This is a genomic window from Microbacterium sp. Leaf159 (assembly GCF_001423615.1).
In the GTDB taxonomy this organism is placed as follows: Bacteria; Actinomycetota; Actinomycetes; order Actinomycetales; family Microbacteriaceae; genus Microbacterium.
In genome coordinates, this window is record NZ_LMOU01000002.1 from 341,845 (window position 1) to 357,101 (window position 15,257).

General features: G+C 67.9%; 13 protein-coding genes and 1 tRNA gene. 5 read left to right on the forward strand and 9 right to left on the reverse strand.

Going from position 1 to position 15,257, the window contains the following annotated elements; translation table 11 throughout:
• The first annotated feature begins 38 nt into the window (after positions 1–38).
• From ASF80_RS15295 to ASF80_RS15305, 3 genes are read left to right on the forward strand one after another with little or no spacing between them, the layout of a single operon-like run.
• Entirely contained in the window at positions 39–1,028 is a 990-nt protein-coding gene (locus ASF80_RS15295; RefSeq protein ID WP_056312712.1) for an AAA family ATPase, read from the forward strand.
• Between the two features lie 15 nt (positions 1,029–1,043).
• On the forward strand, positions 1,044–2,258 hold the full coding sequence (locus ASF80_RS15300) for a DUF58 domain-containing protein (RefSeq protein WP_056312714.1): 1,215 nt from the start codon (positions 1,044–1,046) through the stop codon (positions 2,256–2,258).
• Complete coding sequence (locus ASF80_RS15305; RefSeq protein WP_056312716.1) at positions 2,245–4,500, forward strand: transglutaminaseTgpA domain-containing protein; 2,256 nt, start codon at positions 2,245–2,247, stop codon at positions 4,498–4,500. Before ASF80_RS15300 ends, ASF80_RS15305 begins: the two co-directional genes overlap by 14 nt.
• A gap of 72 nt (positions 4,501–4,572) precedes the next feature.
• Here the strand turns inward: ASF80_RS15305 and ASF80_RS15310 are convergent, their stop codons facing one another.
• Positions 4,573–5,463 (reverse strand): rhodanese-related sulfurtransferase, encoded by an 891-nt coding sequence (locus ASF80_RS15310; RefSeq protein ID WP_056312718.1) that lies wholly within the window; start codon positions 5,461–5,463, stop codon positions 4,573–4,575.
• Between the two features lie 9 nt (positions 5,464–5,472).
• Positions 5,473–6,351, reverse strand: coding sequence for a hypothetical protein (locus ASF80_RS15315; RefSeq protein WP_056312720.1), 879 nt, complete (start codon positions 6,349–6,351; stop codon positions 5,473–5,475).
• Between the two features lie 249 nt (positions 6,352–6,600).
• Here ASF80_RS15315 and ASF80_RS15320 point away from each other — a divergent pair.
• Together ASF80_RS15320 and ASF80_RS15325 are read left to right on the forward strand one after the other, a co-directional pair.
• A tRNA-Ser gene (locus ASF80_RS15320) sits at positions 6,601–6,688 on the forward strand.
• A gap of 146 nt (positions 6,689–6,834) precedes the next feature.
• Complete coding sequence (locus tag ASF80_RS15325; RefSeq protein ID WP_235560016.1) at positions 6,835–7,425, forward strand: gamma carbonic anhydrase family protein; 591 nt, start codon at positions 6,835–6,837, stop codon at positions 7,423–7,425.
• Positions 7,426–7,443: 18 nt separating this feature from the next.
• Here ASF80_RS15325 and ASF80_RS15330 read toward each other — a convergent pair whose 3' ends face one another.
• The 7 genes from ASF80_RS15330 to ASF80_RS15360 all read right to left on the reverse strand — a co-directional run bounded on the left by ASF80_RS15330 (position 7,444) and on the right by ASF80_RS15360 (position 15,175).
• Positions 7,444–8,043 (reverse strand): GNAT family N-acetyltransferase, encoded by a 600-nt coding sequence (locus ASF80_RS15330; RefSeq protein WP_056312724.1) that lies wholly within the window; start codon positions 8,041–8,043, stop codon positions 7,444–7,446.
• 30 nt (positions 8,044–8,073) lie between these two features.
• Positions 8,074–8,709: a phosphatase PAP2 family protein gene (locus ASF80_RS15335; RefSeq protein ID WP_082488410.1), complete on the reverse strand. Its 636-nt coding sequence runs from the start codon at positions 8,707–8,709 to the stop codon at positions 8,074–8,076.
• Positions 8,710–8,739: 30 nt separating this feature from the next.
• On the reverse strand, positions 8,740–10,104 hold the full coding sequence (locus ASF80_RS15340; RefSeq protein ID WP_414845819.1) for a multidrug effflux MFS transporter: 1,365 nt from the start codon (positions 10,102–10,104) through the stop codon (positions 8,740–8,742).
• Between the two features lie 280 nt (positions 10,105–10,384).
• Positions 10,385–11,536, reverse strand: coding sequence for a cystathionine gamma-synthase (locus tag ASF80_RS15345; protein WP_056312726.1), 1,152 nt, complete (start codon positions 11,534–11,536; stop codon positions 10,385–10,387).
• 77 nt (positions 11,537–11,613) lie between these two features.
• Positions 11,614–12,990, reverse strand: coding sequence for a cystathionine beta-synthase (locus tag ASF80_RS15350; RefSeq protein WP_056312728.1), 1,377 nt, complete (start codon positions 12,988–12,990; stop codon positions 11,614–11,616).
• An 89-nt stretch (positions 12,991–13,079) separates the two neighbouring features.
• Positions 13,080–14,039: a carbohydrate ABC transporter permease gene (locus ASF80_RS15355; protein ID WP_056312730.1), complete on the reverse strand. Its 960-nt coding sequence runs from the start codon at positions 14,037–14,039 to the stop codon at positions 13,080–13,082.
• Positions 14,036–15,175, reverse strand: coding sequence for a carbohydrate ABC transporter permease (locus ASF80_RS15360; RefSeq protein WP_056312733.1), 1,140 nt, complete (start codon positions 15,173–15,175; stop codon positions 14,036–14,038). The genes ASF80_RS15355 and ASF80_RS15360 overlap by 4 nt, the downstream gene beginning before the upstream one ends.
• Between the last annotated feature and the right edge of the window lie 82 nt (positions 15,176–15,257).

A 15,257-nucleotide genomic window follows, 5' to 3' on the forward strand; every position in this document is an offset into this window, starting at 1 on the left:
GTTCACGCGCACCGCAGCGCCCACGCGAGAGGGAACGCATGCCAGAGAATCCGCCCCTGATCCCGGCCGTCGTCGACGCCGAGCAGTTCGCCGCGCAGACGTCGGCCATCGTCGAGTCCGTCGGACGGGTGATCGACGGCAAGCCGGATGCCGTGCGGAGCGCCCTCGTCTGTCTGCTCGCCGAAGGGCATCTGCTGATCGAAGACGTTCCGGGCGTGGGCAAGACCATGCTGGCCCGCGCTCTGGCCGCCAGCGTCGACGCGACGGTCCGCCGCATCCAGTTCACTCCCGATCTGCTTCCGGGAGACGTGACCGGCGTGAGCGTCTACAACCCCGTCGACCGGGAGTTCGAGTTCAAGCGCGGAGCCGTGTTCGCGCACATCGTGATCGCCGACGAGATCAACCGCTCGTCACCGAAGACGCAGTCAGCGCTGCTCGAGGCGATGGAAGAGGGGCAGGTCACGGTCGACGGGTCGACCCACATGCTTCCCGATCCCTTCCTCGTCGTGGCGACCCAGAACCCTCTCGAGATGGAGGGCACCTACGCGCTGCCCGAGGCCCAGCGGGACCGCTTCATGATGCGCATCTCGATGGGATACCCGGATGCCGCGGCCGAGGCCCTCATGCTGCGCCAGCGCGACACGGTCAATCCGCTCGCCGCCGTGCGCGCCGTCGCAGATGCGGCATCGATCTCGGGGCTGATCGCCTGGGCCCGTTCGGTGCACGTCGCTCCCGCTCTGGAGGAGTACACGGTGGCGCTCGCCCAGGCGACCCGCGCCGACCCCAATCTGCACCTCGGCGCGAGCCCGCGTGCGACGCTGCAGCTGATCAGGGCGGCAAAGGTGTGGGCCGCTCTCGACGGCCGCGATTTCGTGATCCCCGACGACGTCACCGCCCTGATCCTGCCCGTGTTCGCGCACCGGCTGCTCCCTGCTCGTGGAGCGCACCGAGCGGGCGCACAGCCCGTCGAGGCCGCACTGCGGCAGATCGTCGAGCGGGTGCGGGTTCCCGTCACCGCGCGGTCCTGACCTGCTCCGTTCGCCATGCATCGTCGTCGAACCCTCACGCTCCGCGGCACGGGTGCGCTCATCGCGGGGCTCGGGTGCCTGATCGCGGCGAACATGCTCGGCGCCCCGATCCTCCTCTACATCGGCGTGCTCCTGCTCGCGCTGACCGCGTTCTCGGTGCTCGTGGTGCGGCTGCCTCGGCGCTCGGGTTCGGTCGCACGACAGGTCTCGACTGATCTGCTGACGGTCTCGGAGACGTCGCGCGTCACCCTGCGCTTCACGCTGCGGGCCCTGCGCGTTCCTCGCGGACTCTGGCGCGACGTGCTCCCCGACGCGGTGGCCGGCGACTCAGCGGGCGAGTACCCGTCGGAGACGGGCCAGCTCACCTACCTGATCACCGGGGTGCGCCGGGGCGTCTGGCCGATCGGGCCGCTGGTGCTGCGAACGGTCGATCCGTTCGGGCTCGCGCAGCGCGAACAGGAGTTCGGCGAGACCCGCACGGTGACGGTCGTACCCGAGGTGTTCACGCTCGCGCCGCTCACCGTGAAGGTGGGGGCGGCCGGAGGCACGGCGCACACATCGTCGAGCCGCCTGGGCCAGGGCAGCGACAACCTCTCACCGCGCCGCTACATCTCGGGCGACTCCATGCGCCGCATCCACTGGCGCGCGACCGCGCACCGCGGGCAGCTGATGGTGCGCCAGGAAGAGGAGGAGTCGAGCCCGGATGCCCTCGTCATCTTCGACCGGAGCTCCGCGCGCTGGGCCCGCCCCGGCGACGAGTCGGATCCCGCGTTCGAGCGGGCCGTGTCGATGTGCGCCTCCGTCGCGGTGCATCTCGTGCAGGAGGGGTACGGCGTCGACGTGATCGACAGTGCGGGGACGCTTCTGGGCACGCTCCGCGGCCACGAGGACGACCGCGACGGCCTGCTCGTCGCTCTCGCCCTCGTCGCCCCTCGCGGCGAGGCCCGCGACATCACGACTCTGGTCGGCGGCACTCCCCCCGGCCCGCTCGTCTACATCACCGGTGAGATCGATGAAGAGGATGCCGCGCTGCTTCGTCCCTCCGGGGCGGCCGCGCCGATGCTGTTCGCGACCGCGCCGCAGCCCGGGGCCGTGCAGGCGGCGGAGCAGCACGGCTGGCGGGTTGCGACCCTCGGCGATGACGTGACCGAGTCCTGGGAGGATGTCCTTCCCGACCGGGTCGGGATCGCCCCTTCCGAGAACCGGGGAGCAGCCGATGTCGCGGGCTGAGCGCCGGGCAGAGCGGGCATCGCGGCTGTCCTGGCATCGCGAGCACGAGCTGCCCGTCGGCACCGTCCTGCCGTCGGTGCTGGCCGCAGGCGCAGGGCTCGTCGCGATGTGGCCCTACACCTCGGTCATCGAACCGGGCACCTGGTCGTTCGCGGTGCTGATCGTGATCGTGGTCACCGCCCTCACCGGCATGACGATGCGCACGGCGATGCGCCGTCGCGCGGCCTGGGCTCGGGACCTCGCCACCATCGGAGTGCAGATCCTCGTCGCGATCGGCACCGTGGTGCTGCTGGTGGCGGGAGACACCGCTGTCTTCGGAGTGATCCCCACCGACGCGACGATCTTCACCTTCCAGGCTCTGGCGGCCTCCGCCTGGGAGGAGGTGATGTTCGGATCCGCCCCGATCGCCGCATCACCGGGACTCGAGGCGATGATGGGCATCGGATTCGCGGTGGTGGCGATCCTGCTCGATCAGCTCGTCGCTCAGCGCGGCGCGATCCTCGCGAGCCTGCTGACCGCGGTCGTGGGGTCGGTGCCGATGATCGTCACGCTCGGCGATGTGAACGTCGTGTGGTTCGTCATGCTCGGCATCCTGATCATCGTCCTGCTGAGGTACACCGCGGCCCAGAACCCGGAATCACCTCGGCGCACATCCACCGCGGTCGCGGCGGGAGTCGGTGTCGCCGCGCTCGCGGTCACGGTCATCGTCGCGCCCGTGCTGCCGGTGTCGGCAAGCCTCGCCGGCACAGGCGTGGGCGTCACGGTCGACGCATCGCTGCGGCTCGGCGACGACCTTCGCCAGCCGAACCCGGTCGAGGTGCTCACGATGGCGACGACGGCTGACACGGCGCCCTACCTTCGACTCACGACCCTGTCGGAGTTCGACGGCCGCGTGTGGGAACCGGATCGCGGCGACCTGCAGTCCCTGAGCGACGGCTTCGGCCCGGACGAGTGGAGTGAGGACATCGAGACGACCGACCAGAACACCTCGATCCGCGTGATCCGCATGTCGAGCTCCTGGCTCCCCGTGCCCTACCCCGCGACCAGCGTGCAGGGCATCACGGCGGGCTGGCGCGTGAGCACCGACAACCGCACGATCACCTCTCGGACCGCGGATGCCGTCGGCAACGACTACACAGTCCGGTCGATCGAGGTGAAGCCCACGCTCGAGCAGATCCGTGCGACCCCGGCCGCCGAGCCGGTCGTCGATCCCGATGCGGAGCCCGTGGAGCTGCCCGCGGTGATCGGTGAGACGGCCGCGGAGGTCACCGCGGATGCGACCAACGACTACGACCGGCTGATCGACCTGCAGTCGTGGTTCCGCAGTCAGTTCGCATACTCGCTCGATACCCCGGTCGACGAGGGCTTCGACGGCACCGGAGCCGATGCGGTGGCGCAGTTCCTCGAGGTGCGTTCGGGATACTGCATCCACTTCGCGGGCGCATTCGCGCTCATGGCCGAGAGCCTCGACATGGAGGTGCGCATCGTCGTGGGCTACCTGCCCGGCGTACGCACCGACAACACCCGTGGCGATGAGGCCGTCTACTCGGTTTCGAGCGATCAGCTGCACTCGTGGCCGGAGGTGTTCTTCCCCGGGATCGGTTGGGTGCCGTTCGAGCCGACCGCGTCTCTCGGCGTGCCGACGGCGTTCGCCGCCGGGTCGACCACGGGTGGTGGATCCGGCGGGTCGACGCCGACCGCTCCCTCTGCGGCGCCCAGCGCGGAGCAGAGCTCGGGGCCGGTCATCGAGCGGGAGGACGCGGGCGACAACGCGGGCGCGAACGGGGAGCTGCGGCGTCTCGATCCGACCCCCGTCATGCTGACGACCTTCGGTGTGCTGGTGGCGCTGCTGCTGCCCGCGCTGATCCGCCTGGCGATCCGCGTCTCTCGGCGTGGCCGTGCCAGGAGCGGTGACGCGGCATCAGCCTGGACCGAGCTGAGGGCGACGATGCAAGACCTGCGGCTGCCGCTCTCGGATGCGGAGACGCCGCGCATGCGCGGCGTCGACCTCGTCCGTGACAACGGCGTGGATGCCGACGCTATGCGCGCCCTCGTCGATGCCGTAGAGCGATCGAGCTATGCGCGACCGTCGTCGGATCGATCAGGCGATCTCGATGAGGCACTGGAGGCGGTGATCGTCCAGTTGCGGCGGAGCGTCGACCGTCGGACGCGCGTGCTGGCGTTCATTCTGCCCCTGTCGCTGTTCGCGAGTCGCAGGACCGACGTGCCTCTGGTCGCCTGAGCCGTCAGGCCGCGTGAGTCGTCAGGCCGCGCGAGCCGTCAGGCCGCGTGAGCCGTCAGGCCGCGTGAGCCGTCAGGCCGCGTGCTGTTCGCAGCGCACGGCGTCGCAGGACTCGCACACCACGAACTGCGTGCGACACGAGAGGTCGGGACAGTTCGCCGTGCGCTTGGTCGCGGTGCCGCAGCCGACGCACTCGCCGATGACGGCGGCGTGATCGGAGAAGTCGACGGATCCGCGCTTGTCGAACACGTAGAGCGACCCCTCCCAGAGACCGTCGTCGCCGTACTGCTCGCCGTAGCGGACGATGCCTCCCTCGAGCTGGTAGACCTCGCCGAATCCGCGCGACGTCATCAGGCTCGAGAGGACCTCGCACCGGATGCCGCCGGTGCAGTACGTCACCACGGGCTTGCCCTTGAGGTCGTCGTATTCGCCGGAGTCGAGCAGCTGGACGAAGTCTCGCGTGGTCTCGGTGTCGGGCACGACGGCTCCGCGGAAGCGGCCGATCTGCGCCTCCAGCGCATTGCGTCCGTCGAAGAACACGACGTCGTCACCGCGCTCGCCCATGAGTTCGTGCAGCTGCTCGGGGGTGAGTCGTGTGCCGCCGCCGACGACGCCCTGCTGATCGACGCGCAGTTCGCCCGGTGCCCCGAACGAGACGATCTCGTCGCGCACCTTGACGCTCAGCTTCGGGAAGTCGATGCTGCGACCGTCTGCGTCGACTCCGCTGCCCTCGCTCCACTTGATGTCGGCGTCCTTGAACGGCGCGTACGACCGGAAGGATCGTGACCACTTCTTGAGCGCCAGCAGGTCGCCACCGAGCGTGCCGTTGACACCGTCCTTCGAGATCAAGAGCCGACCCCGGAGTCCGAGCGCCTCGCCGAGATCACGCTGCCACACCCGGATCGCCTCTGGGTCGGCGAGCGGGGTGAACACGTAGAAGAGCACGATCTTGGGGGTTGCCACCTGGAGATTTTACGTCGACCTGATGGGAGTCCTGCGCCGCAGAGGCATCCTGGTGCCGAGAAGTCGGCCGACATAGCGATGAACGGCAGGCACGAGCCCCACGTGCTCGCCCGCGTCGGCTCTCGTCAACAGCTTCGTCATGACGTACAGCTGCGAGACGATCCCTCCTTCGGTCTCGAGGTTGCGCCGGAACCGCCGGGCGATCTGCTCGGCCACATGCGGCACGGCCAGCGAATGCCCCAGCAGAAAGGCCGCGTCATAGCCCTGTGGCGCGAGGCCCCAGGACTCCCAGTCGGCGATACCGAAGGGCTCTCGGTGCAGATTGTTCCAGTGCAGGTCCCCGTGGCTCGGCACCCAGTCGTCCTGATCGACGGGGAGGTCGATGCCGAAGAACACGGTGATCCGTCGACGCACGATCTCGGGGTCGAGCATGGTGCGATCCGTCGCCGTCACCGCCAGTGCATCGAGGTTGCGCTCGAGGTCGGTCCACCAGGACTCATCCAGCCCCGGAGTCCTTGCAAGCACCGAAGTCGGCGCGCACGCTCGACCCGGCAACAGGCTCATGAGCTCGGCCCGATACACCAGCGGCCCCTCTTCCCACGCGCGCACGTCGAGCAGCCGGGGCTTCTCGACGCCGGTGATCATCGCCGCATCCTGATTGCCCGTCCACCAGGCGTTGCGCGCCCACTGTCTGCGAGACCACACCACACGCAGCCACTGCCTGGTGCCGGCGCGCTCGACCACCGAGCCGATCGATCTGTCGCGCCATCCGAAGCGGGCCCGGCCTATCGCATCGAGTCCGAAGTCTGCGAGCGCTCGTGAGTAGGCCAAGCGCAGTGCGGTGCGCACCGCGGTGGTGGTCGACGTTGCAGTGTCGGCTGACGTCATGGAGGTCCTTTCGGGACGATGTGCATCGACCGGCGTCGGTCGTTCCACGGATCGCTGCTCGAACAGCTCGACGTTCGTTTTTCGAATGACGTCGTACTGTCTTCATTCGAGGTTAGATAGCGCGTGCGGAGCGCACAAGGCCGCGGCGGATCGCATTCCGGTGCGACGGCATCCCACTTCGCGGCGACCGTGCCTCGGGCTGGTCGTGGGCGGTCCGCGCGATCGGATAGACTGTTCAGGTTGTTCCTTGGTGACGTGTCCGAGCGGCCGAAGGAGCACGCTTGGAAAGCGTGTGTTGTGCAAGCAACCGCGGGTTCGAATCCCGCCGTCACCGCCAAAAAAAGCTAGAGGGTCTCCGCGCCAGCGGGGGCCCTTCATGCTTTTTATCGAGCGCTGGGGATTCGGGGAGGAGCGAGCGCAGCGAGCACCGGAGTCCCGCCGTCACCGTAGGGTGAGAGCGAGGAATGGAGCGAGCAGATGCTCATGAGCCACCGCGATCGTGAACCCGTGATCCACGAGACCGCCTACGTCGCGTCGTCCGCGATGATCGTGGGCGATGTCCGAATCGGTCCCGGTGTACGCGTTCTGCACGGAGCCGTACTCACCGCCGAGGACGGCGAAGTCACCGTGGACGAGAACACTGTGGTGATGGAGCATGCGCTGATTCGCGGTCGCTCCGGTCACCCTGCCCGCATCGGGGCGTCAGTGATGATCGGCCCCCACACCCATGTGAACGGCAGCATCATCGAGGACGAGGCCTTCATCGCGACCGGCGCCTCCCTGTTCCCCGGCAGCCGCATCGGCGCCGGGGCCGAAGTGCGGATCAACGGTGTCGTACAGGTCAACACCTCGGTGGAGCCCGGCACAGTGGTTCCGATCGGGTGGGTCGCGGTGGGCACGCCGGCCTCGATCCTGCCACCCGAACGGCATGAGGAGATCTGGGCGATCCAGCGGGATCTCGACTTCGTGGGAACGGTCTACGGCGTCGGACCGGAGACGTCGATGAGAGATCTCATGCGGCAGCAGTCCGACCACTACGGCACACACGCCGAGGATCGCGCGATCGACAGCTGAGGCACCGACTCGCGCCGATCAGGCGAACCGCACCCCGTAGCTCTGCCCGCCCGGCTCAGCCGGCAGCGGCGTCATGCCGAGTCGCTCGTAGAAGGCGGCGGCCCCCGTGTTCTTCGGGTCCATACCCAGGTGCAGTCCGCGCACTCCGCGGCGGCTGAGCTCGGCGAACAGCGTCTCGATGAGTGCGCGGCCGAGGCCCTGCCCCTGCGTCTCGGGCAGCAGGTCGATGTGCAGGTGCGCCGGGTACTCCGCGGCATTGGCGTCCCGCCCAGGCGCCTGGCTGTACCCGTGCTCGATCATCCGCTCTTCGCGGGTCGTCGGCTCGGCCGCACGCGGGTATCGCTCCTGCAGCGTCGGCCACCACTCGTCACGGAACCAGGTGGCGAAGGCCTCCGTGTCGTCGGTCGCGACGATGTAGCCGATCACGCGCTCGTCGTCTGTCTCGACCACCCATGCGAGGTCCGGATGCCGTTCGGCGTAGGGCACCGCGAAGAGGTCGCCCCAGAGGGAGTCGTCCGAGAAGACGCCGGTCGCGTCAGCGCCGGCATCCGCCGTCCTCGTGCACACCTCGTACAGAGCTGCGCGGTCGGACGGACGATACGGACGGATGCGAGACACGACGGCTCCTCGGTGAGATGGGGTGTCCCGTCAGCCTATCGGCGCGGGCACCGCCGCCCGGCGCGATGCCGATTGCACCCATGGCAGCATCACGGAGCCCAGCACCAGCACCACTCCGGCGCCGACGAGGGCACCGCCCAGGGTGTCGGTCGCCCAATGCACCGACAGCAGCGTGCGGGAGATCGCCATCGCGAGGACCCACAGGATTCCGAGGATCGCGGTCCACACGCGTGGGAACACGAGCCACAGCACGACCGCGATGGTCGCCGCATTGGCTGTGTGCCCCGAGGGGAACGACCCGTAGTCGCTCACGACGATCATGTCCTCGGGTCGCGCACGCCCGAAGAGCTGCTTGAGCAGCTGCACCGCTCCGGCACTGGCGAGGAATGCCACGGCGGCGAACACGGCCGCCCGCCATCGCCGAGCGAGCAGCAGGGCGATGATCATGAGCAGCGGCACGAGGATGATGGCCACCCACCCGCCGCCGAGGTCATTGAGGATCAGCGCGAACGACAGCATCCATTCGGCGCGGTACGTGCTGATCGTCTGGTTCCACCAGGTGTCGAACCCCGGAGGCTCGGTGTAACCGAACACGATCGCCGCCCCGAGGAGCGTCGCCGCGACGAGCATCCCTATTCCCCACCACAGCAGCGTTCGTCGTCTCATCGAACCATTCTGCCGGTCGAATGCTGAATATCAGGGAGCGAGCATGCCGACAGTCCGGGGGCGCACGATCAGCCACAGCGACAGCACGCCGATCGCCGCGCATCCGACCATCACCGAGGCCATGGTCGTCGCCGTGATTCCGGCACCCTGGGAGACCCAGCCGACGACCGGCGAGATCAGCCCCGCGACGCCGAAGTTCGTGGCTCCGATCACGGACGCCGCGGTGCCCGCCGCCTTGCCGTGCCTGTCGAGCGCGAGCACCTGCACGTTCGGGAACGTGAACCCGCACGCCGTCATGAAGACGAACAGCGGGATGACCGTGCCCCAGAGACCGAGGCCCAGCTGGTCGGTGACGATGATCGCCGCTCCCGCGAGCAGCAGCACCGCGGTCGAGTAGGCCATGACCCACTGCGGACCGAAGCGAGCGGCGAGGCGCGATGCCGTCTGCACACCGGCGACGACACCGAGCGAGTTCACGGCGAACAGGAGCCCGTACTGCTGCGCATCCAGTCCGTGCGTCTGCTGGAACAGAAACGGCGAGGCGGAGAGATACGAGAACAGACCCGAGAACGTCATGCCGCCGATGATCAGTACGCCGATGAAGACCCGGTCGGAGAACACCGAGCGGTAGCGCTGCAGGACGGTCGCGCCGCCCTTCTCCTGCCGGCGGGCGATGGGGAGCGTCTCGGGGATGAAGACGATTGCCGACACGAGCATCACCACGCCGTAGAGAGCGAGCACGACGAAGATCCCGCGCCAGGGCATGAGGGTGAGCAGCCACGAGCCGATCAGCGGCGCGATGACCGGCGCCACGCCCGACACGAGCGCGAGGCGCGACAGCATCACGACCAGGCGGCGTCCGCCGAACAGGTCGCGCACGATCGCCATCGCGACCACACCACCGGCGGCGGCGCCGACGCCCATGAGCACGCGAGCACCGCTGAGCAGCGGCAGCGTCGGAGCATAGGCGGCCGCAGCACTGGCCAGCACGTGCAGCGCTGTCACGGCGATCAGAGGGATTCGGCGTCCGACCTTGTCACTGAGCGGACCCACCACGAGCTGCCCGAGCGCGAAGCCGATCATGGTGCCGGTCAGCGTGAGCTGGATCGCGGCGGCTGTGGTCTCGAAGTCCTGCTCCAGCACGGGGAACGCCGGCAGGTAGAGGTCGATCGTGAACGGCCCGAGGGCCGTGAGCGCACCGAGCAGCACAATGTACAGCGCGCGGCGGCCGTTCGAGATCGAGTCACCGGGGTGCAGCATGATCGGCGCCGTGGCCGGGTTCGATCCGAGAGTGCGGATCGCACCAGTGGACGACGGGATGCGGATGCTGCCGGTGGCCGTCCGCTCAGTGGCGGAGGTCGTCGGGATGGAGTCAGTGCGTGGAGCGTCGGGCACGACGGTCCTTCCGGAATTCGAGGGGGATGAGGTCGAGTCGCGAGAGCGGTCGGATCGTCGATGGTCTCGAAACGATTCGATCCGGGCGAAGTCTCCATGTTACAGCTCTCGCGTGCACCGGCACATCCCGACGGACACACCTGCATGCCGAAAAGACGGATGGATGCCGAAACGCGCGGTCTCGGCATCCATCCGTCTTCTGAGCATGCAAGTCTGCAGCCTGCGCGCAGACAGCGCACGCAGAGAGCCGGGCCTGGGACCTGGCCGGCGATCGCGCAGATCAGCGGAGCCGCGTGAGCCCCTGTTCGAGATCGGCGATCAGGTCGTCGACGCCCTCGATGCCCACCGAGAGACGCACGACGTTCTCGGGCACGGCGAGGGCGGTACCGCGCACCGACGCGTGGGTCATGTCCGGCGGGTATCCGATGAGCGACTCGACCCCGCCGAGCGACTCGGCGAGCTGGAAGAGCTCGGTCGACTCGGCGAAGGCCTTGGCCGCGTTCGCGCCCGCGGAGAGGCCGAGCGAGAGCATCCCGCCGAATCCGCTCATCTGGCGAGCAGCGATGTCGTGGCCCGGGTGCGAGGCGAGACCCGGGTAGTAGACGGTCGCGAACTCGGGGCGGGCGGCCGCCCACTCGGCGATCGCCTGCGCGTTCTCGGAGTGCTGACGCACCCGCACCGCGAGGGTCTTGATGCCACGCGTCGTGAGCCACGCGTCGAGCGGAGCCGACACCGCGCCGACGGCGAACTGCTGGAACTTGATCTGCTCGTAGAAACGGTCGTCGCCGAAGACCACGGCGCCGCCGAGCACGTCCGAGTGCCCGCCGAGGTACTTCGTGGTGGAGTGCACGACGAGGTCGGCGCCGAGCGAGAGGGGCTGCTGCAGCGCGGGAGACGCGAAGGTGTTGTCGACGACTGCGATGGCTCCGGCCGCGTGCGCGATCTCGGCGATGAGCGCGATGTCGACGATCTTCAGCAGCGGGTTGCTGGGCGTCTCGACCCAGATGATCTTCGTCTCAGGTCGGATCGCAGCACGCAGCGCGTCGGCATCCGACAGCTCGACCGTCGTGGTCTCGATGCCCCACGGCGCGAGCACCCTGGTGAGCAGACGGTAGGTGCCGCCGTAGACGTCGTTGCCGAGCACGATGTGGTCGCCCGGCTTCAGGATGCCGCGCAGCAGCGCGTCTTCCGCGGCGAGGCCCGAGGCGAAGGACAGCGCGTTCGCTCCGCCCTCGAGTGCGGCGAGCTGCGTCTCGAGCGACGAGCGCGTCGGGTTGCCGGCACGGTTGTACTCGTACCCGTCACGGAATCCGCCGATGCCGTCCTGCACATGCGTGGAGGCCTGATAGATCGGCGGGATGATCGACCCCGTGGTCGGGTCAGGCGCCTGACCTGCGTGGATGGCTCGGGTGGCGAAGGCATGATCGGACATGTCTCTCAGCCTACGTCGACCCCGACACCGGCATCCGGCCCTGTTACGCCCGGCGTCAGTGCGACATGCGTGCGACGTCAGCGCGAGATGTATGAGAGCAGGTCCTGTCGGGTGAGCACGGTGTGCGGCTTGCCGTCGAAGGTCACGAGCAGGGCGTCGACGTCGGCGAGCGCCGCCCGAGCCTGCGCGAGAGGAGCATGGATGCCGATGAGCGGCAGCCGCTCCCCCACGTGATCGCCCACGGCATCCGCGGGCTTCGCGTCACCCCGGAACAGCAGGTCGAGCAGGCCCTTCTCGTCGACGGTGCCGACGACCTCGCCCATCATCACTGGGGGCTCGGCGCTGAGGACCACGAGCTGCGACACGTCGTACTCGGTCATCATGCCGATGGCCTCGAGCACGGTGTCGGTCGGGTGCGCATGCACGAGGTCGGGAATGCCTTCGCCGAGGCGGGACGAGCGCGCAGCCAGCACGTCGGCGACCGTCTCGCCCTCCTCCACCTCGCTGAATCCGTACGACCGCATCCATCCGTCGTTGAAGATCTTGCTCAGGTAGCCGCGACCTCCGTCGGGAAGGAGCACCACCATGACGGCGTCCGCGGGCAGCTCCCGGGCGACGCGCAGGGCACCGACCACCGCCATGCCGCTCGATCCACCGACGAGGATGCCTTCTTCCCGCGCGAGGCGGCGGGTCATCGCGAACGACTCGGCGTCGCCGACCGCGACGATCTCGTGCGGCACCTTCGGGTCGTAGGCGCCGGGCCAGATGTCCTCGCCGACTCCCTCGACCAGGTACGGACGCCCGGTACCACCGCTGTAGACGCTGCCCTCGGGGTCGATCCCGACGATGCGCACGCGGTCGTCCGAGATCTCGCGCAGGTAGCGCCCCGTGCCCGTGATCGTGCCGCCGGTGCCGACGCCCGCGACGAAGTGGGTGATCGTGCCGTCGGTGTCGCGCCAGATCTCGGGACCCGTGGTCTCGTAGTGGCTGCGAGGGCCGTTCGGGTTCTCGTACTGGTTCGGTTTGAACGCGCCGGGAATCTCGCGGGCCAGCCGGTCGCTCACGCTGTAGTACGACTCGGGGCTGTCGGCCGCGACCGAGGTCGGCGTGACGACGACCTCGGCACCGTAGGCGCGAAGGACGTCGATCTTGTCCTCACCGACCTTGTCCGGAAGCACGAAGACGCACTTGTACCCGCGCTGCTGGGCGACGAGGGCCAGGCCCACACCGGTGTTGCCGCTCGTCGGCTCGACGATCGTGCCGCCCGGCCGCAGCTCTCCCGATGCTTCGGCCGCGTCGATGATGCGCGAGGCTATGCGATCCTTCGCGGACCCGCCGGGGTTGAGGTATTCGAGCTTCACGAGCACGGTGCACTCCACACCCTCGGTGACGTGCTGGAGCTTCACGAGGGGTGTGTCGCCGACCAGGTCGACTATGGAGTCTGCGTACTTCATGTTCACAGCGTACGTGCGACGATGCCGCGACCGGGGTTGTGTTGCACCCGGTCGCGGCATCGTGTGTTCCGCAGCTCTGTGAGAGCCGATCAGCCCTTCGTCGAACCCGCCAGGAGTCCTCGCACGAAGTAGCGCTGGAGCGAGAAGAACACGATCAGCGGCACGATGATCGAGACGAACGCCCCGGCCGTGAGCAGATACCAGCCCTCACCGCGTCCGGTGATCTCGGCGAGCACCTTGGTGATCGGCGACGCCGCACCGTCGGCGAACACGAGAGCGACCAGCAGGTCGTTCCAGACCCAGAGGAACTGGAAGATCGCGACCGAGGCGATCGCCGGCATCGTCAGCGGCAGCACGATGCGGAAGAAGATCTGGCCGCGGGATGCACCGTCGACGCGTGCCGCCTCGATGATCTCCCCGGGGATCTCCGACATGAAGTTGTGCAGCAGGTAGATCGCCAGCGGCAGCGCGAACATCGAGTGCGCGATCCACACCTGGGCATACCCACCCGCCACATCGAGTCCCTGAGTGACCTGCACGCCGAACAGGTTGATGCCCCGCGAGAACGATGACAGCAGCGGAACGAGCGCCATCTGGATCGGCACGATCTGCAGCGCGAACACGAAGATGAACAGGGCGTTGCGCCCCTTGAACTCGATCCAGGAGAACGCGTACGCCGCCATGGCCGCGATCATCAGCGGGATGATCGTTGCCGGGATCGTGATCACGATCGAGTTGAAGAACGACTCGAGGATGGTCAGCTGCGTGGTGCCCGACTGCAGCACGGCCGCGTAGTTGTCGAGCGTGAACTGCGGGTTGGTGAAGAACGTCCACCAGCCCGTGGTCTCGATCGCGTCCCTCTCACGGAACGACGAGATGAAGAGCCCGAGCGTCGGGATGGTCCACACCACGGCGATCAGGATCGATGCGACCGTTGCCCACGGACGGCTGAGCCGCTTGCGTGCGCGGCCTGCCGAGGCTTCGAAGCGTCCGGCGGTGGTGATCGCCCTCGTGCTCTGGCCGGTGTCTGAGTTCACGGTGTCGGTCATCGGATCTCCCGCTGCTTCTTGATCTGGCGCGCGTTGTAGATCACGATCGGCAGCACCAGGATGAACAGGATGACGGAGAGCGCAGCGCTGCGTCCCGCCTCGAACTTGGAGAACTGGGTGTACATCTCATTCGCCAACACCGACGTGCCGTAGTTTCCACCTGTCATCGTGCGCACGATGTCGAAGACCTTCAGCGAGGCGATCGAGATCGTCGTGAGCACGACGATGAGCGCCGGTCTGATCGAGGGGATCGTCACCGAGCGGAAGCGTTCCCAGGCGTTCGCGCCGTCGAGCTCGGCCGCCTCGAGAAGCTCGGTGGGAACTCCCTTGATGGATGCCGAGAGCACGACCATCGCGAAACCGGTCTGCACCCAGATCAGCACGACGATCAGGGCCAGGTTGTTCCACGGATTGTTCAGCAGGAACTGCTGCGGTTCGCCGCCGAACCAGACCAGGATCTGGTTGAGCAGACCGATCTGCTCGAACTCCGGACCACGGTAGGCGTACACGAAACGCCAGATGATGCTCGCGCCGACGAACGAGATCGCCATCGGCATGAAGACCAGCAGCTTGTAGATCTTCTCGCCACGGGTCTTGTCGATGAAGACCGCATAGGCGAGACCGACGATCGTCGACAGCGTCGGCACCAGCAGCACCCACACGATCGTGTTCACGACCGAGGTGACACCGTCGGACTGCGTGAAGATCCACAGGTAGTTGGAGAAGCCGACGAAGTCGCTGCCTGTCGAGTTCCAGAACGATGCGTAGACCGTCTGGATCGACGGGAGGATCAGACCTGCCAGGAGCAGCAGGATCGCCGGAGCCATGAAGGCGACCAGCTGGATCAGGTATCCGACGCCGTCGCGCGATCGATAGTCCAGGAAGAAGAACAGCGCACCGACGGCGACCGCGACTCCCATGGCCCAGTAATAGGAGTTGAAGAACCACATCACCGCGAACGGGATGAGGAGGCACATCGCGAGGCGGATGCCGGTGTAGAGGGCGCCCTTGCGAGGCGCGATGTCGACGAGAAGCAGGATGACGACGACGACCACCGCGAAGGCGATGACGACGGCGAGAGCCTGAGCGATCGGGGGCAGTGACCCGATCCATTGGAAGAACACAGTCGCGTTCATGGATTCCCCTTCATGAGACGGAGCTGATCAGCGGTCGGCGCGACGATGCGCGGACCGAGTGCGAGACGGTGGGCCGCCCATC

Excerpts from the sequence above, each read along its gene's own strand:
- ASF80_RS15295 (WP_056312712.1), top strand. The coding sequence starts at position 39 with ATGCCAGAGAATCCGCCCCTGATCCCGGCCGTCGTCGACGCCGAGCAG.
- ASF80_RS15300 (WP_056312714.1), top strand. The coding sequence starts at position 1,044 with ATGCATCGTCGTCGAACCCTCACGCTCCGCGGCACGGGTGCGCTCATC.
- ASF80_RS15305 (WP_056312716.1), top strand. The coding sequence starts at position 2,245 with ATGTCGCGGGCTGAGCGCCGGGCAGAGCGGGCATCGCGGCTGTCCTGG.
- ASF80_RS15315 (WP_056312720.1), bottom strand. The coding sequence starts at position 6,351 with ATGACGTCAGCCGACACTGCAACGTCGACCACCACCGCGGTGCGCACC.
- ASF80_RS15325 (WP_235560016.1), top strand. The coding sequence starts at position 6,835 with ATGAGCCACCGCGATCGTGAACCCGTGATCCACGAGACCGCCTACGTC.
- ASF80_RS15335 (WP_082488410.1), bottom strand. The coding sequence starts at position 8,709 with ATGAGACGACGAACGCTGCTGTGGTGGGGAATAGGGATGCTCGTCGCG.
- ASF80_RS15345 (WP_056312726.1), bottom strand. The coding sequence starts at position 11,536 with ATGTCCGATCATGCCTTCGCCACCCGAGCCATCCACGCAGGTCAGGCG.
- ASF80_RS15350 (WP_056312728.1), bottom strand. The coding sequence starts at position 12,990 with ATGAAGTACGCAGACTCCATAGTCGACCTGGTCGGCGACACACCCCTC.
- ASF80_RS15355 (WP_056312730.1), bottom strand. The coding sequence starts at position 14,039 with ATGACCGACACCGTGAACTCAGACACCGGCCAGAGCACGAGGGCGATC.
- ASF80_RS15360 (WP_056312733.1), bottom strand. The coding sequence starts at position 15,175 with ATGAACGCGACTGTGTTCTTCCAATGGATCGGGTCACTGCCCCCGATC.